Genomic DNA, 24,038 nt, shown 5'->3' with positions numbered 1-24,038 from the left:
GGGGAGGCCATTCACCTCCAACTGTCCAGCCAGGTCCACACGGCAAAACTATCCGGCCCGACCAGCGGCGCGCCGCTGATGATCGGGTAGAACCAGCCGAACACCAGGACGCTGCCCACCACCGGCGCCAGCGCGGTCTTGCGCCAGCCATTCTGCCACAGCGCATCGCAGGCGAGCGCCAGCGCGGCCAGCAATGCCATGGCGGGCAGGGCATAGTGATAATAGAACTGCACCGGCTTGCTCGCGACGATCCAGAAGCCGAGGCTCACCGCATAGAGCACACTCACGCCCAGCGCGGCCCAGTGGCGGCGGAACATGCCGTGCCAGGCGCACCAGGCCAGCGCGGGCAGGCCCAGCAGCATGGTCAGCGGATTGCCGATCAGCATGATGCCGCGCTGCACGCCCTCGACCGGCTCGTAGAGGTACCAGATCGAGCGGGCGTTCAGCACCCATTGCTCCCAGCTCGACTGGTAGGGGTGGGGCTTGAGCACCTGTTCCTGCTGCGAGAGCATGAACTGGTGGTGGTAGACCAGCCCTTCGGTGATCGGATGGAAGCGGAAGAAGTAGGCCGGCAGGTAGGTTGCGGCATAGACCGCCAGCGGCACCGCGCCGAGCCATAGCGCGGCCTCGACCAGCGTGGTGCCCGGCACCGGCGCGCCCCGGCGGCTGAGGAACAGGCGGCGGCGCCCGGCGGCTGCCCGCGCGAAGAAGAACACGAGGCCTGGCACCATGGCGACCACCAGCGCATTCCACTTCGCGCCCATCGCCAGGCCGAGCGCGATGCCGGTCAGCGCCAGCCGCCAGCGGCCCTGCTCGGGCTGGCGGATCGCGGCGGCGAACTGCCATGCGGCAAGGCTGAGGAAGGCGAGATAGAAGATGTCGAGCATCGCGATGCGCGCGTGGACGAACAGGTGAAAGCCGGTGGCCAGCAACACGCCATAAGCGAGCGTGGCAAAGCGACTGAGCGTACCGAACCACAGTGCGCGCATCCCCGCGAACAGCGCCAGCGTGCCGAACAGCGTCGGCAGCAGGCGCCAGCCCCACGGATTGTCCCCGAAGAGCGCGATGCCGACAGCGATCAGCTGCTTGCCCAGCAGCGGATGCTCGCGATTGGTGAACTCGCCCAGCACCAGCAGCTCGCGCGCGGCGGGGAGGTAATGGACCTCGTCGAAATAGGGTTTCTCGACGACGGTCAGGTGGGGAAGGCAGGCAAGCCAGAAGACCAGCGCCAGCGCGGCGCACCAGCGAATGGGATCCCTCGGTTGCTCGGGCGCGCGGCTCATGGCGCGGCGGTTTAGAAAGCCGCCGCGCCCGCTTCAAGCGCTAAGCTTCCGCGCGCGCACGCTTTTCCAGCCAGAACAGCCGCGCAACCATCGGCAGGAGGGAAATCGATGCCGTCATGCCCACCGCCAGTACCCAGAGAGGGACATTCATGCCCACCGCCCGGGCGCGCGGCACGATGAATACGAGCGCGACGACGACCACGATCACGAGATCGTACCATACCTGCGTGCCCCACAGGTCCTGCGTGTGGTTGGGCAGGAAGCCGAGCACACCGTCCTGTACGATGGGAAAGGCACTGAAGATGATGAAACCGGCGGCAAGCACGGCTGCCATCGACCAGCTTTCTTGCACTCGGCCGCGCAATGCCAGAAGAAGCACGGCAGGCAGCGCTCCGACAGCGCCGAGGACGAAAAGGATTTCAAGCATGGTCATGACGGGCTCCCGATGCGATGTAGCGAGTGCTACAGACCTTCAATGTAGCATGTGCTACATTTAGTCAATGGCCGATCCTCGCCTGTCCCGCGAAACGCTGCTTCCCAAGCTGGCAACCCATGTGCTGGAGCATGGATTGGCAGGGGCCAGCCTGCGCCCGCTCGCCAAGGCTGCCGGCACTAGCGATCGGATGCTGATCTATCACTTCGGATCGAAGGACGGCCTCGTGACGGCGTTGCTCGAACATGTCGCGGGCATGTATTCGGGCGCGCTCGAAATGGCCTATCCCACCGAGCCTGCCACGTCGCGGCGCGACTGTGCGCAGCGCCTGCTGGCGATCGGGCGAGCGCCCATGTTCGCGCCATTCCTGAGGCTGTGGTGGGAAATCGTCGCGGGCGCAGCCCGGGGCGATGCCGCCTTTCGCGCAAGCGCTGCAGCGATGATGGACAGCCAGCTCGACTGGTTTGCCGCTTACCTGCCACCCGACGATCCCGATCCCGCCGCAGGGGCCAAGCTTGTCGCGCTTGCGGTGGAGGGCGCACTGATGTTGGATGCGCTGGGCCTTGGCGATGTCGGCGAAGCGGGACTTGCTGCCTTGGAAGGCTGACCCGCTTGCCGAGCGGGTACGCCGTGCTATCCCGCCCCACATGAAGAAGACCACCGGCACCGACCGCTCGATTACCTCGAAATGGCGCCCCGCGACGCAGGCGGTGCGCGGCGGCACCTGGCGATCCGAGCATGGCGAGACCAGCGAGGCGCTGTTCCTCACCAGCGGCTATACCTATGACGATGCGCAGACGGTGGCCGATCGCTTTGCCGGCGATGCCCCCGGCATGACCTATTCGCGCCTGCAGAATCCGACGGTCGCCATGCTCGAGGAACGCATCGCGCTGATGGAAGGCGCCGAGGCTTGCCGCGCGCAGGCCAGCGGAATGGCGGCGATGACCACCGCGCTGCTGTGCCAGCTGTCGGTGGGCGACCATGTGGTCGGCGCACGCGCCGCTTTCGGCTCGTGCCGCTGGCTGCTCGACCATTTGCTGCCGCGCTTCGGGATCGAAACCACCGTCATCGACAGCGCCGACGACGAAGCCTGGGAAGCCGCGATCCGGCCCAACACCAAGGCGTTCTTCTTCGAAACGCCCGCCAACCCGACGCTCGACGTGGTCGATCTCGCGCATGTCTGCGGGCTTGCGAAGGCGCATGGCATCACCACCGTGGTCGACAATGCCTTTGCCACCAGCGCATTGCAGAAGCCGCTCGATTTCGGCGCGGACGTGGTCGCCTACAGCGCCACCAAGCTGATGGACGGGCAGGGCCGGGTGCTCGCGGGCGCGGTTTGCGGCAGCCGGGAATGGATCGAGGAAGTTTTGCTGCCGTTCCAGCGCAACACCGGGCCCAATTGCGCGCCCTTCAACGCCTGGGTGGTGCTCAAGGGACTGGAGACGCTCGACCTGCGCGCGCGCCGCCAGAGCGAAAATGCGGTCGCGCTGGGCGGCTTCATCGAGCCGCGCGTCCCGAAAATGCTGCACCCCGGCCTGCCGAGCCACCCGCGCCACGCGCTGGCCACCAGCCAGATGGTCGCAACCGGCCCGATCTTCGCCTTCGATGTCGGCGACCGGGCAACCGCCTTCGCCATTCTCGATGCGCTGGAATTGGTCGATATCTCGAACAATATCGGCGATGCGCGCAGCCTGATGTGCCACCCGGCCAGCACCACGCATGCCGGGATGACGCAGGAAGACCGCGACGCGATGGGCGTGACCGAGGGCCTGCTGCGCATCAATGTGGGGCTGGAAGATGTCGAGGATGTGAAGGAAGACCTCGACCGGGCGCTGTCCGCGGCGGGGCTCTAGCGCAGCGAGCAATGGTGAGGTGACGAGCATGGTTTCGCGAAAGAGTATTCGCGATGCTCTATTCGAGGCGGAGAAGGTCTACGCCGATTTGTGGCCGATCATAGCCACATTGAGAGGCGACGGGGAACTCGAGAACCTTTCGGCGTTGCCCAAGTTTCAGGTAAACCTATTCGATGCACTCGCGACGCTTGAAGAGCTCTACAGGTCGCTGAAGCAGGAGGAAAAGCAACGGGTGGCGAGGCGCATGCAGGTCTCACCCAGGTGGTTCATTGCTCGCATGCGCAAGCTCAAGGTCTATCGGCAGCATGTCGTCGATATGATTGATATCGGGCGGGCGCTGGGCGATGCGTTTGCTTGGTGGTTCTACGAGAACGACCGTGAGAAACTGGCCGAGCATACGCGCAAGCAACGCCAGAAGTTGCTCCCGCCTGGAATCGGTCGTGCCGGAGAACGCGCAGTCGTAGAAAACCTGCGCATGTTCGGTGAAAAGATGATGCTGTATCACGGCATCACCGATAGCCTTCGAGTAGGCGATTTTTCGCTGATCGATCTTAGAGCCCGCCGCTGTGTCGGGTTGGTCGAGGCAAAGACGTCGCCGCCTGCCGACGGACGGATCGGCGTGTCGCTCAACATAGTCGCGGAGCAACCATTAGAGCTTCCAGAGGCAGGGCCATCGTCATCAGCCAATGAGGAACGGCCAACCGAACCTGCTGAGAATGCTTCCGAACAAACGATCGATCCACTGTTCATGACTCGGCTACGGCGGCAGATCGAAGAGATGAAGGTCACCTTGCGTGATCCGCAGCAGGTGGACGATATCGACCTGCTGAAATCGGTCGGGCTCCGCGCGTTCAACCATTTCGCCACCATCGATCAGGCAATGCGGGAAATGACACCGGGGAGGGCTGGTTTGGCCAGTACCGACGAGGGTCATCTGTTCGCTGCTGTCCCTATGACTGGCGTCCACCGTTTCGACCCTGCAAGGTCGATGTCGGAGGGAACGATAAATCGCATTTTCGCCGGTTTGGCGGATGAACTGATGGCAGTCATGCTTCCCGACAGGGCGGACAATGCCCTGCATATGTATACGCTCAACGATTGCGTTCGAGGATTTGGTGCACATCGCCTGCCGCTCCAATACTGGCCGCTCGATACGGAGCACGTGCGACGGATCGTTCTGGGCGAGGTCATGCTGGTCGCAGCCTATAATCCGGCGCATTTCCATCGCCGACTCGAAGCCATGGGTTTTGCGCTTGAACTCGACCTGGAAAAACGCCTGACTGCGGCGCGCAAGGTCATCGCCGATCGAGAGTTGCGGCTAGAGGCCTTCAGCTACTTCTACTCCGACCTCGCGACCGGTACGCTCTCGCTGGCCAATATCCAGTACATGTTCGAGCAAATGAGTGAAACGATCGATACGCGTGGCGGCAATCAGCGAGTCGATATCCGACCGGTGATGCATCGCTTCAAGCCGGCCTCGCTCGGTAGCTGAGCATCCCATGGTCGATACAAGGGCGGACGGTTCATTGGCCTCCCTGGACGCCGAGACCGCAAGACTGTGGGGTTGCAGGGTCGCCTAACGCCGCCAGCCGTTGCGGATCGCGATCCGCTCGAGTTCCTCGCCCAGTGCATGCGCGGCGGACATCGCCACGGGGCAGCGTGCATCGTCGGTCAGCACACCATGGACATCGAGACCGGCGCCGCCGATCAGCGCCATCAGCAGGCCTTCATCGCGTGTCATTCCCGCCGCGCAACACGGTGCGAGCAAGATCCGGCGACGCGATGTGCGGGCGAGATCGACCACGAGTGCGCGGGCCAGCAGCAACAATTTGCGGAACTCGCTCCCGGCCGCGTCGAACGCCAACATCGTCGCGCGCGCATCGCTCAGCCCGTGTCCCGCCAGCCTGCGGATGAGCACAAGTCCCAATGTCTGGTGCCGCCGCGCGGGTAGCGGAAGGTCGAGAGTGGTCGAATCATGCGAATGGGCCATGCGATCTCCTTTCCCGCCATGATATGCTACTGCAAATCATTCGCAAGTAAGAATCGAAGAACGCCCTCTCCGATATCTCCTATCTTCTAGGGGCTAGCGTCCGCGATAGGGCTCGCAAGCCACTCCGTCGTTGTCGCGGTCGAGCGCGCGGCGGTAGCCGGGCTGGCCGCGATGGATCGGCGCTGCGCCGGCGGCCCGCGCGGCATCGCAATTCGCAAAATAGACCCCGCCTTCGATCCGCGACGCGGGGGCCTGCTGCGTCGCGCGGCGATTGCGGTGACAATGATAGTCGCCCGTCTTGCGATTGTTGTGACAGCCCTCGGCATTCAATCCGCCCGGATGGGCGAATGCCGGCGAAGGCGGGCTGGCGAGTAGCGCCAGCGGCAAGAGCAGCACGAGGCGTTTCATCCTCGTATCCTTAGCACGAAATCGGTATCGCTCCCAGAAAAGGGAGGCCCATTGATGACCAAGACCATCGAATACATCTTCGATTTCGGCGCGCCGAACGGCTATCTTGCGTGGTATCCGCTCAAGGACATCGTCGCGCGGACCGGGGCGCAGCTCACCGTGACGCCGGTCTTCCTCGGCGGAATGCACAAGCTCACCGGCAATGCCCCGCCGATGATCCGCGATGCCGAAGTCAAGGGCAAGGTCGCCTATGCCGCGCTCGAGTTCCAGCGCTTCCTCGACCGGCATGCGATGGACAGGTTCAGGATGCATCCCGCGCTGCCGTTCAACTCGATCCTGCTCCAGCGCGTCCTGGTCGCCGCGCACGACGAGGCGGAGCGGCACGCGATCGTCGATGCGCTGCTGCCCGCGGTGTGGGAACGCAATATCGATTGCAGCAATGCCGAAGCGGTCGGGCGGGAATTGGCCGAAGCCGGCCTCGACGCCGAACGCCTTCTGGCAGCCACGCAGGACCCCGACGTCAAGACGAAGCTTGCCGAGAACACCGAACACGCCGTGCAGCGCGGCGCCTTCGGTATCCCGACCTTCTACGTCGATGACGAGATGTGGTTCGGCAAGGAACGCCTGGGCCAGCTCGAGGAATATCTCTCGGGCGGCAAGCCCTAGGCGGCGAGGAGCAGCAGCGCGGGATAGGGCAGGGCGAGCGCCAGGGTGGCGATGCAATCGCCGCCGCGATCGCGTTTCAGGCGTCGGATGAAGGCGAATAGCATGTCCCAAGGTCCCCGCTTGCCAAATGTGCCGCCCCGGCAACTCGATGCGACCGACCAGTCGTGTCGGCAGGCCGAATCCGTCGGGGATAGCCTTGCGACAATGCATGGATGGCAGTTAGAATTTTGTCATAATTCGCCGTAAACCCATCTTAACCATTGTTTGAAAGCCCGATTAAACCGTCAGGCAGGGGAAATTTGCCGCGTAGCGCTTGCGCAGCGAGGCTGCGGCTTTAAACTGGACCTGTGATAAAGGAACTCTTCCAGCATGCCGCCATTACCGACGGGATCACCGTCCGGGTGGCGGTCAATTTCCTGCCCGAGCAATCGCGCCCGGATGCGGGCAAGTGGTTCTGGGTCTATCACATCCGTATCGAGAACGGCTCTCACGAGCGCGTCCAGCTGATGACGCGCCACTGGCGCATCACCGATGGCGCGGGCACGGTCAGCCATGTCGATGGTGACGGCGTGGTCGGCGAACAGCCGGTTCTGATGCCCGGGCAGAGCCATGATTATGTTTCCGGCTGCCCGCTCGACACGCCGCATGGGTCGATGGAAGGCTTCTATACCTTCCACGCCGAAGATGGCTCGCCGCTGGAAGTGCGCATCCCCTTCTTCCCGCTCGCGGCGCCTGCCACCGCTGATTGATCGTCAACCGCGCAGCAACCGACGCCAGCGTCGCTGTCGGTGAGCGTAGAAAAAGCGCGCGAAGGCGAGCACGAAGGGCGTGAGGATTCCGGCGGCGACATCGATCCGGTCGGTGTAGTGCGTCCTGCCGCCGGGCGCGGGCCGGATAAAGATCCAGTGATCCCAGGTCTTCGCCAGGTGGCCCGATCCGTTGTCGCGCAGGACCATCCCTTCGGCGCCCTCGGGAAACTCGATCCCGATGGTCTGGCTGCCCAGCGGGATAATGCCGAACAGCCGGAGCGAAGCCCGGTAGCGACCTCCCGCCCACGTCTCGGGAAAAGCGCCGTCATGGGGATGGAAGGCAAGGATCGGCGAGGCGACGAAGTCCAGTGTATCCGACCGGCGAACAAGGTCCCAGACCCGCTGCGGGTCCGCCTCGAACACGCTCGAAACCCGCATTTGCACGGGGGCGCTACTCCTCTTCCTCTTCATCCTCGATACCGGAAAAGTCGAAGCTTCCGATCTTGATCTTCGGCTTGAGGTCGAGCCAGGTTGCGAGGATCTCGAAATCCTGGGTTGCCGGATAATTGGCCAGCGCGGCGCGGCTTTCGTCGAGCCGCAGAACGAGGCTCTTCTTCTTGCGGCGCAATGCGCTGGTGGTGAGCGAGACCCGGCTGCCCCCGCCGAGGCGGCGGGCCAGGCGATAGCCCAGCCCCCAGGTCATGCCCTCGCGCAGATCGTCGTCGCTGGCGAGTTCGCGCAGCTTCTCCGGCAGTTCGGTGCGGCCCATGCTGCCGAACAGGGCGGCGCAGATCATCGCGCGCCCACGCGCGTCGAGGTCGATCCAGCGCTTGCCCAGCGCCCATTCGATCGCATGGCTGACCCTCAGATTGGGCTCCACCCGCTGGAGCGCGCCGGACAGCTGCGCCGCAGCCAGCCGCAACCGCTCGTTCACGCTGCCGTCGCCATCCGCCAGTTCCACCGTCCACGCGACGAGCAGCGTCGCCTCGGTGATCGAGGCATCGCGCGGCTCGGCATAGGCGGTGACCCCGGCCAGCAGCGGGTCGGCCTTCATCTGCGCCGGCTCGAGCCGCTCGTAGAGCAGGCCTTCGCGGATGCCCCAGGAGGAGAACACCAGCTCGTCGGGCTCGATCTCGTCGAGCAGCGGGCGCAGCAGGGCGGCGGCATCGGGCAGGTAATGCGCGCGCATCGGGCTGATCCCGCTGATCTCCATCAGCTTTTCGGGTTTTGCGTCGACCAGCTCCTTGGCCAGGCGCCGCGCGTCGTCCGGAAGCAGCGTGAAGCCGTGCGGATCGGTCAGCGGATAGTCGAAATAGCGCATCGCATAGGCGGCCAGGGCCCGCCAGGTGCCGCCGATCATGTACATCGGCCCGGGATGCGCCGCGGCCCAACCGACCGAGGCTAGATGGTCGTGTACCGCGGCTTCGAAGGCATCTGGCCCGTCGGCGCGCAGCGCGGGAAGGCGCAACGTCCCGAGCGCCAGGCTCGATGCCTCGTGGCACTCGTTATCGGCGACCGATACCAGTTCGAGGCTGCCTCCGCCCAGATCGGCGACCACGCCCTTCGCGCCCGGGAACGCACCCAGCGCGCCCATGGCCGAGGCGCAGGCTTCTTCCTCGCCCGAAAGCAGGCGCGGCTCCAGGCCGAGATCGGCGACACGGCAGAGAAATTCCGCGCCGTTTTCGGCATCGCGCGCCGCCGCCGTGGCGACGGTCTGGACGTCTTCGATTCCCAGATCGCCGATAATCAGCGCATAGCGGGCGAGCGCGGCCAGCGCCTCGTCGGCAGCCTCCTCCGGAATACGCCCGGTTTCAGACAGGTCGCGACCGAGCCGCGCGGCGACCTTCTCGTTCCACACCACTTCGGGGGCGCGCGCGGTGCCTTCGTAGATCACCATGCGCACCGTGTTCGAGCCGATGTCGATCACCGCGCGGGGAGGCTGGATCAGGCGGCGCTGCCATTTGGCCGAACGCGATTTGTTCACTTGCCGGCACCCCGCAGCGTCAGGCGCGGCACTTCATGGTCTTCCAGCGCCGCGCCGCGCCCGGACAGCGAGGGGTTGGCCATGAAATATTCGTGGCAGTTGAAGCCGCCTTCGCCCTGTCGGATGCGCCGATACTGCCCGTCGGGCTCGAGCTCCCAGCTCTGTTCGGTATCGAGAATATTGGCAAGCATGACTTGTCCCAGCACCTGATCGTGGACGGTCTTGTTGGTGATCGGCACCATCACCTCCACGCGGCGCAGCAGATTGCGGCTCATCGCATCGGCGCTGGTGACGTAGACCTTGGCCTGGCGGCTCGGCAGCGCTTTGCCATTGGCGAAGGCCCAGACGCGCGAATGCTCGAGAAAGCGGCCGATGATCGACTTGACGCTGATATTTTCCGAAAGGCCGGGCAGGCCGGCGCGCAGGCTGCAGATGCCGCGGACAACCATGCGGATTTCGACCCCTGCCTGGCTGGCTTCGTAGAGCTTGTCGATCATCGCCTTGTTGGTGATCGAATTGAGCTTCACCCAGATGCCGGCCGGCTTGCCCGCCTCGGCATTGGCGATCTCGCGGTCGATCAGCGCGAACAGCTTTTCCTGCATGCCGTTCGGCGACAGCACGATCCGTTCCAGGTCGTCGGGCTCGATGTAGCCGGTGATGAAGTTGAACATCTTCGCCGCATCGCGCCCCAATGCCGGATCGGCGGTGAAGAAGCTGAGGTCGGTGTAGATCTTGGCGTTGATCGGGTGGTAGTTGCCCGTGCCGAAATGGCAGTAGGTGCGATAGCCGTCTTCCTCGCGGCGCACCACCAGGCTGACCTTGGCGTGGGTCTTCCATTCGGTGAAGCCGTAGATCACCTGCACGCCCGCGCGTTCCAGCTCGCTCGCCCAGTGGATGTTGCGCTCCTCGTCGAAGCGCGCCTTCAATTCGACCACCGCGGTCACCGCCTTGCCCGCCTGCGCCGCCTCGATCAGCGCAGCGATCACCGGCGACTGGTCGCCCGCGCGATAGAGCGTCTGCTTGATCGAGACGACCGCCGGATCGCGCGCCGCCTGGCGCAGGAAATCGACCACCACGTCGAAACTTTCGAACGGGTGGTGGATGACGATGTCTTTCTCGCGGATGGCGGCGAAGCAGTCGCCGTCATGCTCGAGGATGCGCTCGGGATAGCGCGGGCTGAAGGGTTCGAACTTGAGGTCGGGGCGCGGTTCGCTGCAGATCGTGCCGAGATCGGCGAGCCCGAGCATCCCATCGCTCTTGACGATCATCTCCTCATCGACCTCGAGCTGTTCGCGCAGCAGCGCTTCGGCGCCCTCGTCGCATTCCTCGTCGAGTTCGAGCAGCACAACGTGCCCGCGCCGGCGCCGCTGGATCGCGGTGCGGAAAAAGCGCACCAGATCCTCGGCCTCCTCCTCGACCTCGATATCGCTGTCGCGCAGCACGCGGAAGATCCCGTCGCCCAGGATTTTGAAGCCGGGAAACAGCTGGTCCGCAAAGCGCGTCACGAGCTGTTCGATCGTGACATAGACGGCTTTCTGCCCGGGCACGCGGACGAAGCGCGGGGCGCCGCTGGGGATGAGGACCATCTCGATCAGGTCCGCCTTGCGCCGCCCGCGTTTGAGGCGGAAAATCACGCCGATCCCCTTATTGGCAACGAAGGGGAAGGGGTGGCTGGGATCGATCGCCTGCGGCGTGATCAGCGGCAGGATATCGCTTTCGAAATATTCGCCGAGCCACTTTTGCTGGCTCTTCGTCAGATCGTCGATCGCGGCGAGCACGATGCCTTCCTCGGCGAGCAGCCCGCGAAGCGTTTCGAGGCTTTCCTGCTGGCGATCTTCCAGCCTGAGCAACTGCTCGCGGATCGCCGCGAGCTGCTGGCGCGGGCTGGTGCCGTCGATCCCCCGCGTCTCGATACCGCGCTGGACCTGCCCTTCGAGCCCGGCGATGCGGACCATCGTGAACTCGTCGAGATTGCTCGCCGATATCGAGAGGAAACGCAGGCGCTCCAGCAGCGGGTAACGCTCGTTCTCGCTCTCGGCGAGCACGCGGCGGTTGAACGAAAGCCAGCTGAGTTCACGATTGGTGTAGCGATCCGCCGGCGCGACGGGCGCGTCGATTCCGGCGTCGTTTGCCGGGATGCTCGGGGATGCTTCGGCAGTCATGCTGGTGCGGCTTTCGGGCATGGTCCTCGGATATGACGGTTCGGTTACAAGATGCTCTAGCGGCTCGCTAAAGGAAAGGTCTGGCCATCGCATCTTGTTTCCTGCGCGTGCCGCATTTATGTCGCATTGCACCATGAAGCGCACCCATCTGCCTCTCAACGCCCTGCGCGTCTACGATGCCGCTGCCCGGCATCTGTCCTTCACCCGCGCCGCGGACGAGCTTGCGGTAACGCCAGCCGCCGTGGGCCAGCAGATCAGGGCGCTGGAAGATCACCTGGGCACCGTCCTTTTCCGCCGCACCAGCAAGGGGCTGGAACTCACGCAGGAGGGCGCGGCCGGCCTGGACGCCTTGCGTGAAGGATTCCTCAAATTCGAGGAAAGCGTGTCCGCCATGCAGGCAGGGCAGGCTTCCGACAGCTACACCATTGCCTGTCCGCGCGAATTCTATGCGCAGTGGCTCGCACCGCGCCTGGCCAAATTCGGCGAGGAGAACCCGGATATCAAATTCGTGTTCGTCGCCGATGAGAACGCCGATTTCACCGAAGCCAATCTCGATTGCGCGATCCGGCTGGTCGACGGTCCCGGCGATCTCCAGGGTATCGAACTCGACGAAGCCCGCCGGGTTACGGTGGCACGGCCAAAGGATAACGGCGGCGCGCCCGACAAGTGGATCGACTGGGGCCTGCCGTTGCAGGATGGCGTAGCTGCGCATGTCACGGTGTCGAACGCCGGACAGGCTTTGTCTTCGGCACTTGCAGGGCTGGGCAAGGCGATCCTGCCCGAATTGCTGGCCAAGGAATCGATCGACGGCGGCAAGCTCGAAGTGCTCGACGGGCCGGATACCGGTACGCGCGCCTATTGGCTGGTGGCACCGACGCCGCAATGGCGGACCAAGAAGGTCAAGGCCTTGGTTGCGTTTCTATCGCAATCCAAATGACATTCGCGAATTGAGGCGATTTGGCGCGTGGAATCTCCGATCCGCTTGCACGCGGTTTCGGCGTGAGGAGATCCTTTCGGCTCGCTTCGAGCAATTCATGGCATCGATGACTGCGCGGCGGTTTTTCCGGATTTTCGAATTTTAGGAGCCCGTTAACCACACTGGAAAAACTGCCCTTAACGGTGATCCGGCTAGCGCCACCGCACAGGGGGCTATCCGAATGGACCGCATGCTGCGAAGGCTTTGGAAAGACACGAAAGGCAACACGCTGGCGATCTTCGCTGCAGCGCTTTTGCCGCTCGTCGTGGTCATCGGCAGCGGGCTGGACCTCAGCTTCGCCTATATGGCCAAGGCGAAGCTTCAGAATGCCTGCGATGCTGCGGCGCTGGCAGGACGCCAGTCGATGGAAGGCAATACCTGGACAACGGCCAACGAGACCGAAGCGCGCAAATTCTTCGATTTCAACTTCCCCGATGGAACGCTGGGAGCCGAGAATCTGGCTTTCGACATCGACCAGGACCCCGACGACAATTCGCAGATCATCGGCATTGCCAGCGCGGCCATCCCCACCTCGCTTATGCACATTTTCGGCTTCGATACGATCGACATCCAGGCCAATTGCGATGCCAAGCGCGATCTGGGCCACAACGACGTGATGCTGGTTCTCGATACGACCGGGTCGATGACCAATTCCCCCTCGATCGGCGGCAAAACCAAGATCGTGCGCCTGCGCAATGGCGCATCGGGCCTCTATCGCGCGCTGGAAGACAGCGCCAATGGATCGATCACCCGCTTCGGCATCGTGTCCTATTCGCAGACGGTGAATGTCGCGCGCAGCCTGAAGAACCGCGACATCCTGAAAGAGCAATCCTACAATGACGGCACCTTCACATGGTCCGAATGCGACGTGTGGTGGGGCTATCTCTACAATTGCGAAAGCGACGGCGAGGTATACGACACGATAGCCGACACGCCCTATATCGGCTGGAACGGCTCGAAATACGGCACCACGAGCTTCACGCATGTGGGCGAAAAGACAGTCCATATCGACGATACGCAGTGGGCCAGCGCGGGCAATACGACCAACCAGAACCGCCGCGATTTCCGCCAAAGCGGGGATGGATGCATCGAGGAGCGCTCGAGCATCGGGCAGACGGTGAGCCCGGTGACGATACTGCAGACCGTGTCGCAGAACGATATCGACGCCGTTGCCTCGAATGGCAACGACACGACCTATCAGTGGGGCCGCTACGACCCGGAAAGCCAGGAAGGCCAGAGTTCGAGCGCCTGTCCGTCCGAATCGCAGAAACTGGCGATATATGCCTCGGAAAGCGCCTTCAACACGGCGATCGACAATGCGACCGCCAACGTCACCGGCTATACCTATCACGATATCGGCATGCTGTGGGGCGCGCGCTTCCTATCGCCCACGGGCATGTTCGCAGCCGACAATCCGACATCGCATGGCGTGGTCCCGGTCAACCGGCACATCGTCTTCATGACCGATGGCGCATTGGTGACCACGGGCAGTACCTATTCGGCCTATGGTATCGACAATTACCATGACCGGATCGACGGTACGGATAGCTTGCAGAAAAAGCACATCAAGCGGTTTCATTCGATTTGCGACCTGGTGAAATCGACCGGCACCACAATATGGGTGATCGCGCTCGACGTGACCGATACCGAGGATATCGACGATTGCGCGACCAGTTCGGCGCATTTCTACACCTCCGACGGCTCGGATCTGGAGGAAATCTTCGAGAGTATCGGGCGCGGCATCGGAACTCTGAGGCTGACGCGGTGAGGCGGCTACGCGACATAAGGCGCCGTATCTGCGGCGACGAACGCGGTGCGACCATCGTCGAATTCGCGATCGTCTGCGGGCCGATGCTGGTGCTGCTGCTGGGCGGGCTCGAGCTTGGCTACAACAGCTATGTGCGTGCGACCATGCAGGGGGCGCTCAACGATGCGGCGCGTACTGCGGCGGTCGAGTCTCCGGTCATCACCGCGTCCGGCTCGACCATCGAGGAGCAGGTCGAGAACCTGATCAAGGACACGGTCAGGCACGTCGCGCCCACTGCAAAGATCACCGTCACGCAGCAGAGCTATTTCGACTTTTCCGAAATCGGCAATCCGGAAAAGCTGATGACCGATCATAACGGCAACGGCCAGTTCGATGCCGCGGATGGCGATTGCTGGGAAGACGCCAATGGCAATGGCAATTACGACACCGATGCCGGAAAGGCGGGCATGGGCGGAGCGGACGACGTCGTGCTCTACACCGCCAAGATCAGCGCCCCGCGGATCGTGCCGATCCACCACTTCCTGCCTTTCGCCGGGCCGACGATCGACTACACGCTGGAAACCGCGGTGCGCAATCAGCCTTACGACCAGCAGGCAACGGCGGCGGTGGTCTGTGCTTAGGACGCTGCGACCTTTGCGCGCGCTGCGGCGCGATACGCGCGGGCTGGCGCTGACCGAATTCGCCTTCGCCGCGCCGGTCTTCCTCACGCTCGTCCTCACCGGGCTCGAGCTGTCCAACCTCGCGCTCGCGCATTTGCGCGTCAGCCAGATGGCGATGACCGTGGCCGACAATGCCGGGCGCGTGACCACCGGCATCGACGAGGCGAATATCTACGAGGTCTTCACCGGCGCCGAATATGTCGGCAACGGGCTCGACTTCGCCGCCAATGGCCGCGTCGTGCTCTCCAGCCTCGAACACAACGGCCAGACCGGCTCGGACGAGGGGCAGACCATCGTCTGGCAGCGCTGCTGGGGCGATGCCACCACGGTCCAGCCCGCCTATGGCGTGGAAGGCGACGGGGCGGATGACGACAGCCTCGAAAGCGGCCTCGGCTCGGGCACCGACACGATCACCGCGCTGCCCGATACCGCGGTGATGTTCGTCGAGGCGACCTATGCCTACCAGCCGCTGGTCTCGACCGGCTTCTTCACTCCGCCCACGATCCGTTACGAAAGCGCCTTCAACGTGCGCGGGCGGCAGAACAACGCCATCACCAACACGCAAAGCCTCACCGTGATGAGCTGCTGAGCGCTGCCGAGGCGCGCGGTCAGCCCGCCGCCAGCGCATCGAAATAGGCGAATACGTCCGCAACCCCCGGCGGCTCGCATTCCATCCGCAGCCGTTCGAGCGCCGGGCCGATCTCGAGCCGGTATTCCGCCTGCGGCCCGTCCTGCCCAACGTGCTGCGCACCCAGCCGCCGGATGAAGCCGCGCGCGGCATCGTTCTCGGCGAGCACATGCGCGGAAAGCGCCTCCAACCGCCCGCGCGCATCGAGCAGCAGCGTCGCGGTCAGCAGCCGCCCCAGGCCGAGCCCGTGATACTCGTCGACCACGCCCACCGAGAACTCGGCCACCGGGTCGCCCGCATCGGGCCGCATCGCATGGACCACGCCCATCGCGGGCTGCGCCGGGTCCGACAGGTCGATCGCCCCCCAGGCGAGATGCAGCACCCCGTCGACGTCGAGCAGCCGCTCGATCACCCAGTCGGGCGGGCTCGCCCCGCCGGAGAAGAACCGCAAATAGCGCGAACGCGGACTCATCCGCGCGATCCCTTCGCGCAGCCGCCCCTCGTCCTCGGGCGAGACGGTGCGGATGCAGATTGCCCGCCCGTCCTCCAGCCGCGTATTGATCGAGGCCTCGCCGCAGGCGCCCTGCCAGCGCAGGTCTGCGGGAAACTCGTTTTCTTCAGCCATCGAGCCCGGCCTCCTTCAACGCAGCGCGACGCGCCTGCGTGCCACCCGCCATACAGCCTCGCCCGCCGGCATGCGAGCGTGCATCGCGGCGCTGCTCAGCCCCCATCGGGCCCGGTCCGCAGCCAGGCGAGCGCCCCCGGCGCCATTCCCTTGAACTTGGGCCAGCCCCCCGGCGCATCTGCCAACGGCGCGCAGGCGAGCGCGGTGCCTTCGGGCAATTGCCACTTGATCCGGTGGTAGAGCTTCGAGCGCGTCAGCCCCGAGCGCACCAGCCACAGCCCGTCCGCCAGCGGGTGCGCGTCGCCGTGCAGGTCGAGCGGCCCTTCCGGCGCAGCGGCCGGATCGTGCCACAGCAGGTAGAGCGCAGGCGTGGCGGCGGCGTCGTCGGCGTCGGTGTCGTCACCGGGCGGGTCGGTCTCGGCGGATGGCAAGCGCGTGTCTCCTTGCCCGGTCCAGCGCATGGGCGCCGCGCCGGTTCCACGGGGCCTTGCGCTCAGAAGGGCGGGTCCTCCTCCATCTCGGCGAGGATTTCGCGTGCGCGCTCCATCGCGGGACCGGACCAGTCGGGCAACTCGGGACAGCCGTCGGGCCCGCTCGCATCCCACGCGTCCTCGATGGGGCCGGCATTCGCGCCCGCCGCCTGCCGCTGACGCCAGAGCCGGCGGCGCCGGAACACCTGCAGCGCCATCGCGCGCGAGGTCACCTCCGCGCTCATCCGCCGCCGGATTTCGGCGATTTCGGCGCGCGCCTGCCCGGCCAGCTCGTCATAGGCGGGATGCCCCGGCCCCAGCTCCTGCGCCTGCGAGCCGTAGCGCGCGGGCAGGCGGTGCGCGAGGAGGAAGCGCAGCAGCGCATTGTCGGGCTTGTCCCACCAGCCGAGCACTTCGCCGCCCGAGACGATCGGCGTGCGCGTGCCCAGCATGGCGCGCTCCATCGCCATATCCTCCAGCCGCGCCGCCCCGCGCGCGAGCGCCGCGTCCCAGGCAGCCGCAAACCCCTCCGCCCCGGGCCGCGCACGCAGCTTGTAGAGCGCCTCGAGGCTCTTCCCGATCCGCCTGGCGGCGACCTTGACGATTCCGGTCGCGGCGAGCGTGGCGACAAAGCGGCGCTGCAGGTCGGGCGTGATCGAATTGCGGCGCGGGGCCTTGTGGAGGAAGGGAGCGAAGGCGAGGAGGGGATCGTCCTCGTCGGGTTCGTCGCCGACGTAGGCGACGGCGGAGGTGGCCTGACGGGCGATCTTGCGGGAGGGGATAGGGGAGTATGAGGGCATGGCAGGCCACAGGATGCATATTGAGGCGAAGTAGGAAAATGGTTTGGCGCCTTTAGTCGAAATCGAGCGATCATCTGCAGTCTATGTCTCGCGGTGATTGACAAAGAAATGCGCGATTCGATGCCGCTAAGATGAGGATCATTCTGGTTGGAATTGCGGGCGTCAGCTTTCGCGGTGGTTATTGCTAGCCAAGTGGCTTGCTCACAACTAGACTGCAGGGAGGTATATGGGGAAATCGCGATGGCTGCACCGCATTTGAAGAACGTGCAAATCGAAAATTATCGGATTTTCAACCGTTTCTTCATCGATAAATTTCGTCGGCTTAATTTGATTGCGGGCACAAACGGAACGGGCAAAACTACTTTGCTCGAGGCGATTTTTTTTCTTATGGATCGCGGGAATATTATTTCTCTCCTAAGGCCGCTCCAATGGCGCCAGCTTCCGCCAAGCTTAGAATTCGCGCGTGAAACGCTCTTTGGAAGTCTGAACAATGATACGATTCGGCTAGTGGCTGAAACGCGTGAGGGCCGCGCTGAAGTGGAATACAAGTGGGGGCCTCAAAAGCTTCCGGAAAATCAGGTTGTCGAAATAGGAAAGCTAGAAATAGATCGTAGATCTGAAATGGACGCAAAGTCCGAGTCACATGATATTGGGTTTTCTGTTTTGGTAAAATCTGATAATATCGTGAAGATGGCAAGAAATATTATTCCCGATATTGGGGGGATAAAAATTCTTGAGGTTCAGAATGATCTGAAGAAGCTTCCCCCCGCTGTCATGTTGAGTCGGTTTACAATGCATTTTGCAAACGACCTCGCTGAAAGATATAGTAGTATTGCAAGGAGTGGAAAAAAGGAAAAAGTAGTCGAGATTGCTCAGCGTATAAATCCGCAAATACAAGGGGTAGAGCTTTTTCAAGTTGGAAACGCGCCGCTTCTTCACGTTCAGCTTGGGAAGGGTTCAATGGTTCCCGCTTCATTCGCGGGTGATGGGGTGCTTACTATGTTGAGCATCGGCCTTGCGATTATGAATTGTGAAAAAGGTGTCGTAATTTTAGATGAATTCGATGCCGCAATTCATTACTCGCAGTTATCGACGGTGTGGGGCTTCATCGCGGAGATGGCGCGCGAATATGACTGTCAGATTTTCGCAGCGACCCATTCACGAGAGTGTATTGATGCGGCAGTCCAAGGGGTGACCGACAAGAAGTGCCAGAGTGATTTTGCCTACTTCAGGTTGGATCGTGTGGATGAGGAAATCATTCCCACCGCATACGATGCGGATGAGATTATCAGTGCAGCGCAAAATGACTGGGAAATGAGGTGAACTTCGGTCGCGGAAAATTCTTTGGCGAGGCCAAGGGGGGCGTTCTTGATAGCCGCGTTGGCTTATTGGTAGAAGGCAAAGATGATGCGCACCTAGTTGATTTCTTGTTGGATGATCTGGGGGCTGATCCGACTGACGTGAAGTTGGTCTTTTGTGGCGGCACGGGGGAGATGGAGAAATCCATCGCTAGTATAGCTAAGTCTAGGCCATATATTGTTCGCCAACTTAAAAAATTTGGCGTCATAAGAGACGCTGATGTTAACCCAACAGCGACGTGGGAAAGTCTAGGTGACGCTTTTGTCGCTGCTGGGTTGCCGGCAATCCCAAATGGTCAGATTGTGGGCTACGATGAGGGGCGGTCTGCCGGCGCGTTCCTGATACCGGCCTTGGACCAGCCGGGTGCGGTTGAAGAGCTTCTTCTGCAGATTGTCGACGCCGATCCGATCTACAACAGTTTTTTGGGCCCATTTGATGCGGCTAGTGAAGCAGCTGGCGGGCTCGATCGGCGCGCTAAGCGATTGATGCAGATATATCTAGCGACAAAGCACCCTCTGTGCAAAGGTGGAGGCTTAGGTCTGAAGGCTGGGCATTTCGACCAAAATCACGAGACCCTGCATGAGCTTAGGAATTTTCTAGCAGCGTTGATTGCATAGTTTCGCCATTTCCTGTCCCTTGACCCAACCAGCCTCTCGTTAATCCCCCATCGGCCAGATAGATCGGAACATTGTCGGCCATGTCCTAGGCATTTCCATTCTCAGACGCCCCTAGGCACCCCAGCGCCCACACGGTAACCATGCACCCATGTGCAATCTCTACCGCATGAGCAAATCCAATGCCGAAGTCGCGCGCTGGTTCGATGCGATCGAACAGCTTGGTGGCGCCAACTTCGCCGACGACATTTTTCCCGGCACGCCCGGCGCGGTGATCGCCGATGGCGCGCTTATGTCGATGAACTGGGGCTTCCCGCTCCAGCGCAAGGGCGCGAAGGGGCAGGCGCTCAAGCCCAAGCCGGTCAATAATGCGCGTGCCGACAAACTCGATGGCTTCTTCTGGCGCTACAGCTTTACGGAACGCCGCTGCCTGATCCCGGTGACCGCCTGGGCCGAGGCGGAGGGGCCGAAGGGCGGCAAGACGCGCAGTTGGCTGGCGCTGCCCGACGATCCGATCTTCGCAGTCGCGGGGATATGGCGCGACAGCGACGAATGGGGGCGCTGCTATTCGATGGTGATGACCGAGGCTGGCGGGGTCGCGGCGAAGTGCCACGATCGCATGCCGGTGGTGCTCGCTCCCGGCGACTACAATGTGTGGACCGGCGGGGATGCCGAAGCGGCGCGGGCGCTGTGCCGTCCGTGGGAAGGAGAGCTAGCGCTCGACCGCACCGACGAGCCATGGGCGGGCGGGGCGGCGGAGCAGGTTTCGCTGCTCTAGCACCCTTGACCCCGCACCCCCATCCCACTATGTGCGCGGCCATCCGGTGTTGGACCCGCCTCGCGTGATTCCCCCATCGGCCAGATAGAGCTGAACATTGCCGGTCATGTCCCGGGGGCCTGTCGCTTCATGCGTCGAGGCTCTTTTCTATTGCAGCTATCGGATGGGCCCCTGCCTTCGCAGGGGCTGCGCTTCCCGGAAGGGGAGCCTTCCGGGAAGCTTGGGGCAGCCGTCAAAGTAACCCGGTGGCCGTGTGGGCCCGATGGGTGGAGTGTTTCAGCTTAGACGTCATTCCAGCGAAAGCTGGAATCTCGTTCCGCAGGCGCCGACGCTTGTGGATGGCGATCCCAGCTTCCGCTGGGATGACGGGCTAAGCCAGACACACCACCGATCATCCCATTAGTCGTCACCTTCAACGCTTTGGCCCATCCGGGCCGGGCACACGGTGAAGAGAAGAGAATCTATGCCGACGATCAACCAGCTGGTCCGCAAGGGCCGCGTTCCGCAGAAGGCCAAGAGCAAGGTCCCTGCAATGGAGCAGAACCCGCAGAAGCGCGGCGTCTGCACCCGCGTCTACACGACGACCCCGAAGAAGCCGAACTCGGCGCTGCGCAAGGTTGCCAAGGTCCGCCTGACCAACCAGCGCGAAGTCATCTCCTACATCCCGGGCGAAGGCCACAACCTGCAGGAACACAGCGTCGTGCTGATCCGCGGCGGCCGTGTGCGCGACCTTCCCGGCGTGCGCTATCACGTCCTGCGCGGCGTTCTCGACACGCAGGGTGTCAAGGACCGCAAGCAGAGCCGCTCGAAGTACGGCGCCAAGCGGCCCAAATAAGGGGTTTTTGTTGGGTGCGCTGACGACATCCGTCGTCAGCTACGGCACCGGCCCGCTCCCCCACCCGGCCACCCATGGCATTATCCCGTTGGGGTAGCCGGGTGGGGAAGCGGACCGGCACCGAAGCCCAAGAGTTCTAACGCGGGGCCAGCCCTCTCCCCCACCCGGCCACCATGCGAAGGTAGTCTCTGGGTGGCCGGGTGGGGGAGAGGGCTGGAGCCGCAGGGCGCTCACGGAGGTGAGCGACCACTCCGAAGGAGTTAACGAAAATGTCACGTCGTCGTCGTCCCGAGAAGCGGGAAATCCTGCCTGATCCCAAGTTCGGTGATCAGGTCCTGTCGAAGTTCATGAACAACCTCATGCTCGACGGTAAGAAGGCCGTTGCCGAGAAGATCGTCTATGGCGCTCTCGACACGGTCGAAGCCAAGGCCAAGGCCAATCCGGTGGAGGTGTTCCACGCCGCGCTGGACAACATCAAGCCGCAGGTCGAAGTGCGCAGCCGCCGTGTCGGTGGTGCGACCTACCAGGTGCCGGTCGAGGTGCGCCCCGAGCGTGCCCAGGCGCTGGCCATCCGCTGGCTGATCTCGGCCGCACGCGGTCGCCCCGAAACGACCATGTCGGCGCGCCTCTCGGGTGAGCTGATGGATGCGTCGAACAACCGCGGCAATGCGGTCAAGAAGCGCGAAGACACGCACCGCATGGCGGACGCGAACCGCGCCTTCTCGCACTACCGCTGGTAAGGCCTGCCTCGGCGATCGTTTCCGCCTCATCGCGGAACGGTCGCCGGGCGGTCACATTAATGACCCATGGGGCGGCGAAATCGTCACCCCGAACCCACGAGGAATTCAACATGGCCCGCGATTATCCGCTGGAGCGGTACCGCAACATCGGCATCATGGCTCACATCGATGCCGGCAAGACCACCACGACCGAGCGTATCCTCTACTACACCGGCAAGTCCTACAAGATCGGCGAAGTCCACGACGGCGCCGCGACCATGGACTGGATGGAGCAGGAGCAGGAGCGCGGCATCACCATCACGTCGGCGGCGACCACGACCTTCTGGTCGGCCGAAGACGGTGAAGGCCCCAAGCACCGCATCAACATCATCGACACCCCAGGCCACGTCGACTTCACCATCGAAGTCGAACGCAGCTTGCGCGTCCTCGACGGCGCGGTCGCGGTGTTCGATGGCGTTGCCGGCGTCGAACCGCAGTCCGAAACCGTATGGCGCCAGGCCGACAAATACGGTGTCCCCAGGATGTGCTTCATTAATAAATTGGACCGCACCGGCGCCGACTTCTACTACTGCGTGCAGTCGATCATCGACCGCCTCGGCGCGACCCCGCTGGTGCTCTATCTCCCGATCGGTGCCGAAAGCGACCTGCAGGGCGTTGTCGACCTCGTCAACAACCGCGCGATCGTGTGGGAGAACGACGGCCTGGGCGCGACCTTCAACTACGTCGACATTCCTGCCGACCTCACCGACAAGGCGGCCGAATACCGCGAGAAGCTGATCGAGACCGCCGTCGAGCAGGACGACGATGTCATGGAAGCCTATCTCGAAGGTGAAGAGCCGGACGCGGCGACGCTCAAGCGTCTCATTCGCAAGGGCACCATGGAACGCGCCTTCGTGCCCGTGCTGTGCGGTTCGGCGTTCAAGAACAAGGGCGTCCAGCCACTGCTCGACGCGGTGGTCGACTACATGCCGTCGCCGCTCGACGTTCCGGCGATCAAGGGCGTGCTGCCCGACAGCGACGAAGAACAGACCCGTCCGTCCTCCGACGACGAGCCCTTCGCCGCGCTGGCCTTCAAGATCATGAACGACCCGTTCGTCGGCTCGCTCACCTTCACCCGCATCTATTCGGGCAAGCTGTCCAAGGGTTCGGTCCTGAACTCGGTGAAGGACAAGAAGGAAAAGATCGGCCGCATGCTGCTGATGCACTCGAACAATCGCGAGGACATCGATGAAGCATTCGCCGGCGACATCGTCGCGATCGCAGGTCTCAAGGAGACCACGACCGGCGACACGCTGTGCGATCCCTCGAAGCCGATCATCCTCGAGCGCATGGAATTCCCCGAGCCGGTCATCGAGCTGTCGGTCGAACCGAAGACCAAGGCCGACCAGGAAAAGATGGGCGTCGCGCTCAATCGCCTGGCTGCCGAGGACCCCAGCTTCCGCGTCAGCACCGACCACGAATCGGGCCAGACGATCATCAAGGGGATGGGCGAGCTTCACCTCGACATTCTCGTCGATCGCATGAAGCGCGAGTTCAAGGTCGAAGCCAATGTCGGCGCGCCGCAGGTTGCCTATCGCGAATACCTCGGCAAGCCGGTCGACGTCGATTACACCCACAAGAAGCAGTCGGGTGGTTCGGGTCAGTTCGGCCGCGTCAAGGTCAAGGTCACCCCGGGTGAGCGCGGCCAGGGCTTCGTCTTCGAAGACGAGATCAAGGGCGGCAACATTCCGAAGGAATACATCCCGGCGATCGAAAAGGGCTTCCGCGAGCAGGCCGAAAGCGGCCATCTCGTCGGCTTCCCGATCATCGACTTCACCGTCAACCTGTATGACGGCGCATACCATGACGTCGACTCGAGCGCGATCGCGTTCGAAATCGCCGGTCGCGGTGCGATGCGCGAAGTCGCAGACCGTGCGGGCATCAAGCTGCTCGAGCCGATCATGAAGGTCGAGGTCGTGACCCCCGAGGACTACCTCGGCGACGTCATCGGCGATCTCAACTCGCGTCGTGGCCAGATCCAGGGCACCGACAGCCGCGGCAACGCTCAGGCGGTCGACGCCTTCGTGCCGCTGGCGAATATGTTCGGTTACGTGAACGAGCTGCGCTCCTTCACCCAGGGCCGTGCTCAGTACTCGATGCAGTTCAGCCACTATGACGAAGTGCCGGCCAACGTCGCGCAGGAAGTCAAGGAGAAGCTTGCGTAAGCCAGCTTTGAGGTCTAGGGGCGGCGCCTGATTCCGCGGGCGCCGTTTCCTCCC

At 63.3% G+C, this 24,038-nt stretch carries 25 protein-coding genes; 15 read left to right on the top strand and 10 right to left on the bottom strand.

Annotation, left to right across the window (positions count from 1 at the left end; genetic code table 11):
- Positions 1–11: 11 nt before the first annotated feature.
- Positions 12–1,283, bottom strand: a complete 1,272-nt coding sequence (locus ASS64_RS04255) for a phospholipid carrier-dependent glycosyltransferase (protein WP_067690178.1) — start codon at positions 1,281–1,283, stop codon at positions 12–14.
- A gap of 40 nt (positions 1,284–1,323) precedes the next feature.
- A complete protein-coding gene (locus ASS64_RS04250) occupies positions 1,324–1,716 on the bottom strand; it encodes a hypothetical protein (protein WP_067690176.1) in 393 nt (130 codons plus the stop codon).
- 67 nt (positions 1,717–1,783) lie between these two features.
- On the opposite strand from ASS64_RS04250, the gene ASS64_RS04245 reads away from it, so the two are divergent.
- The 3 genes from ASS64_RS04245 (at position 1,784) to ASS64_RS04235 (ending at position 5,061) form a co-directional block, all read left to right on the top strand.
- The gene (locus ASS64_RS04245; RefSeq protein ID WP_234002314.1) at positions 1,784–2,323 is read left to right on the top strand and encodes a TetR/AcrR family transcriptional regulator; all 540 of its coding nucleotides are present in this window, start codon (positions 1,784–1,786) and stop codon (positions 2,321–2,323) included.
- 40 nt (positions 2,324–2,363) lie between these two features.
- Positions 2,364–3,569, top strand: a complete 1,206-nt coding sequence (locus ASS64_RS04240; RefSeq protein WP_067690174.1) for a PLP-dependent aspartate aminotransferase family protein — start codon at positions 2,364–2,366, stop codon at positions 3,567–3,569.
- Positions 3,570–3,714: 145 nt separating this feature from the next.
- The gene (locus tag ASS64_RS04235) at positions 3,715–5,061 is read left to right on the top strand and encodes a hypothetical protein (protein WP_198147629.1); all 1,347 of its coding nucleotides are present in this window, start codon (positions 3,715–3,717) and stop codon (positions 5,059–5,061) included.
- A gap of 84 nt (positions 5,062–5,145) precedes the next feature.
- On the opposite strand, the gene ASS64_RS04230 is transcribed toward ASS64_RS04235, so the two are convergent.
- The gene (locus ASS64_RS04230; protein ID WP_067690170.1) at positions 5,146–5,559 is read right to left on the bottom strand and encodes a DUF6628 family protein; all 414 of its coding nucleotides are present in this window, start codon (positions 5,557–5,559) and stop codon (positions 5,146–5,148) included.
- Between the two features lie 93 nt (positions 5,560–5,652).
- Positions 5,653–5,967, bottom strand: a complete 315-nt coding sequence (locus ASS64_RS04225; RefSeq protein ID WP_067690168.1) for an excalibur calcium-binding domain-containing protein — start codon at positions 5,965–5,967, stop codon at positions 5,653–5,655.
- A 54-nt stretch (positions 5,968–6,021) separates the two neighbouring features.
- Here ASS64_RS04225 and ASS64_RS04220 point away from each other — a divergent pair, with 54 nt between their 5' ends.
- Both ASS64_RS04220 and apaG read left to right on the top strand, forming a co-directional pair.
- On the top strand, positions 6,022–6,633 hold the full coding sequence (locus ASS64_RS04220; RefSeq protein WP_067690166.1) for a 2-hydroxychromene-2-carboxylate isomerase: 612 nt from the start codon (positions 6,022–6,024) through the stop codon (positions 6,631–6,633).
- A gap of 350 nt (positions 6,634–6,983) precedes the next feature.
- Positions 6,984–7,382 carry a Co2+/Mg2+ efflux protein ApaG gene (gene apaG / locus ASS64_RS04215; RefSeq protein ID WP_067690444.1) on the top strand — a complete coding sequence of 133 codons (399 nt, stop codon included), beginning with the start codon at positions 6,984–6,986 and terminating at the stop codon, positions 7,380–7,382.
- Between the two features lie 3 nt (positions 7,383–7,385).
- On the opposite strand, the gene ASS64_RS04210 is transcribed toward apaG, so the two are convergent.
- The 3 genes from ASS64_RS04210 to ASS64_RS04200 are packed head-to-tail and all read right to left on the bottom strand — an operon-like array spanning position 7,386 to position 11,549.
- Positions 7,386–7,826 (bottom strand): hypothetical protein, encoded by a 441-nt coding sequence (locus tag ASS64_RS04210; RefSeq protein ID WP_067690163.1) that lies wholly within the window; start codon positions 7,824–7,826, stop codon positions 7,386–7,388.
- 7 nt (positions 7,827–7,833) lie between these two features.
- Complete coding sequence (locus tag ASS64_RS04205; protein ID WP_067690160.1) at positions 7,834–9,366, bottom strand: Ppx/GppA family phosphatase; 1,533 nt, start codon at positions 9,364–9,366, stop codon at positions 7,834–7,836.
- On the bottom strand, positions 9,363–11,549 hold the full coding sequence (locus ASS64_RS04200) for an RNA degradosome polyphosphate kinase (protein WP_234002313.1): 2,187 nt from the start codon (positions 11,547–11,549) through the stop codon (positions 9,363–9,365). The genes ASS64_RS04205 and ASS64_RS04200 overlap by 4 nt, the downstream gene beginning before the upstream one ends.
- Before the next feature lie 112 nt (positions 11,550–11,661).
- Here ASS64_RS04200 and ASS64_RS04195 point away from each other — a divergent pair, with 112 nt between their 5' ends.
- From ASS64_RS04195 to ASS64_RS04180, 4 genes are all read left to right on the top strand, one after another.
- The gene (locus ASS64_RS04195) at positions 11,662–12,465 is read left to right on the top strand and encodes a LysR family transcriptional regulator (RefSeq protein ID WP_067690157.1); all 804 of its coding nucleotides are present in this window, start codon (positions 11,662–11,664) and stop codon (positions 12,463–12,465) included.
- Between the two features lie 229 nt (positions 12,466–12,694).
- On the top strand, positions 12,695–14,272 hold the full coding sequence (locus tag ASS64_RS04190; protein ID WP_198147628.1) for a pilus assembly protein: 1,578 nt from the start codon (positions 12,695–12,697) through the stop codon (positions 14,270–14,272).
- Positions 14,269–14,892, top strand: coding sequence for a TadE/TadG family type IV pilus assembly protein (locus tag ASS64_RS04185; protein ID WP_067690151.1), 624 nt, complete (start codon positions 14,269–14,271; stop codon positions 14,890–14,892). The genes ASS64_RS04190 and ASS64_RS04185 overlap by 4 nt, the downstream gene beginning before the upstream one ends.
- Before the next feature lie 13 nt (positions 14,893–14,905).
- The gene (locus ASS64_RS04180; RefSeq protein ID WP_234002312.1) at positions 14,906–15,520 is read left to right on the top strand and encodes a TadE/TadG family type IV pilus assembly protein; all 615 of its coding nucleotides are present in this window, start codon (positions 14,906–14,908) and stop codon (positions 15,518–15,520) included.
- A 19-nt stretch (positions 15,521–15,539) separates the two neighbouring features.
- On the opposite strand, the gene ASS64_RS04175 is transcribed toward ASS64_RS04180, so the two are convergent.
- The 3 genes from ASS64_RS04175 to ASS64_RS04165 all read right to left on the bottom strand — a co-directional run bounded on the left by ASS64_RS04175 (position 15,540) and on the right by ASS64_RS04165 (position 17,454).
- Entirely contained in the window at positions 15,540–16,184 is a 645-nt protein-coding gene (locus tag ASS64_RS04175; protein ID WP_234002311.1) for a GNAT family N-acetyltransferase, read from the bottom strand.
- Positions 16,185–16,279: 95 nt separating this feature from the next.
- On the bottom strand, positions 16,280–16,615 hold the full coding sequence (locus ASS64_RS04170; RefSeq protein WP_157075071.1) for a hypothetical protein: 336 nt from the start codon (positions 16,613–16,615) through the stop codon (positions 16,280–16,282).
- 62 nt (positions 16,616–16,677) lie between these two features.
- A complete protein-coding gene (locus tag ASS64_RS04165; RefSeq protein WP_234002310.1) occupies positions 16,678–17,454 on the bottom strand; it encodes a hypothetical protein in 777 nt (258 codons plus the stop codon).
- Between the two features lie 240 nt (positions 17,455–17,694).
- On the opposite strand from ASS64_RS04165, the gene ASS64_RS04160 reads away from it, so the two are divergent.
- The 6 genes from ASS64_RS04160 to fusA all read left to right on the top strand — a co-directional run bounded on the left by ASS64_RS04160 (position 17,695) and on the right by fusA (position 23,984).
- A complete protein-coding gene (locus ASS64_RS04160; RefSeq protein ID WP_067690145.1) occupies positions 17,695–18,777 on the top strand; it encodes an ATP/GTP-binding protein in 1,083 nt (360 codons plus the stop codon).
- Positions 18,774–19,430: a DUF3226 domain-containing protein gene (locus ASS64_RS04155; protein WP_067690143.1), complete on the top strand. Its 657-nt coding sequence runs from the start codon at positions 18,774–18,776 to the stop codon at positions 19,428–19,430. The genes ASS64_RS04160 and ASS64_RS04155 overlap by 4 nt, the downstream gene beginning before the upstream one ends.
- Before the next feature lie 148 nt (positions 19,431–19,578).
- Entirely contained in the window at positions 19,579–20,205 is a 627-nt protein-coding gene (locus ASS64_RS04150) for an SOS response-associated peptidase (RefSeq protein ID WP_067690141.1), read from the top strand.
- A gap of 463 nt (positions 20,206–20,668) precedes the next feature.
- The gene (rpsL, locus tag ASS64_RS04145) at positions 20,669–21,040 is read left to right on the top strand and encodes a 30S ribosomal protein S12 (RefSeq protein ID WP_006831873.1); all 372 of its coding nucleotides are present in this window, start codon (positions 20,669–20,671) and stop codon (positions 21,038–21,040) included.
- 269 nt (positions 21,041–21,309) lie between these two features.
- Positions 21,310–21,780 (top strand): 30S ribosomal protein S7, encoded by a 471-nt coding sequence (rpsG, locus tag ASS64_RS04140; RefSeq protein ID WP_067690140.1) that lies wholly within the window; start codon positions 21,310–21,312, stop codon positions 21,778–21,780.
- 110 nt (positions 21,781–21,890) lie between these two features.
- Positions 21,891–23,984 (top strand): elongation factor G, encoded by a 2,094-nt coding sequence (gene fusA / locus ASS64_RS04135; RefSeq protein WP_067690138.1) that lies wholly within the window; start codon positions 21,891–21,893, stop codon positions 23,982–23,984.
- Positions 23,985–24,038: the final 54 nt, after the last annotated feature.

It is taken from the genome of Erythrobacter sp. AP23 (genome assembly GCF_001542855.1).
In the GTDB taxonomy this organism is placed as follows: Bacteria; Pseudomonadota; Alphaproteobacteria; order Sphingomonadales; family Sphingomonadaceae; genus Qipengyuania.
Note: the sequence above shows the minus strand (reverse complement) of the source record. Positions and strands in the feature narration are given on the sequence as shown.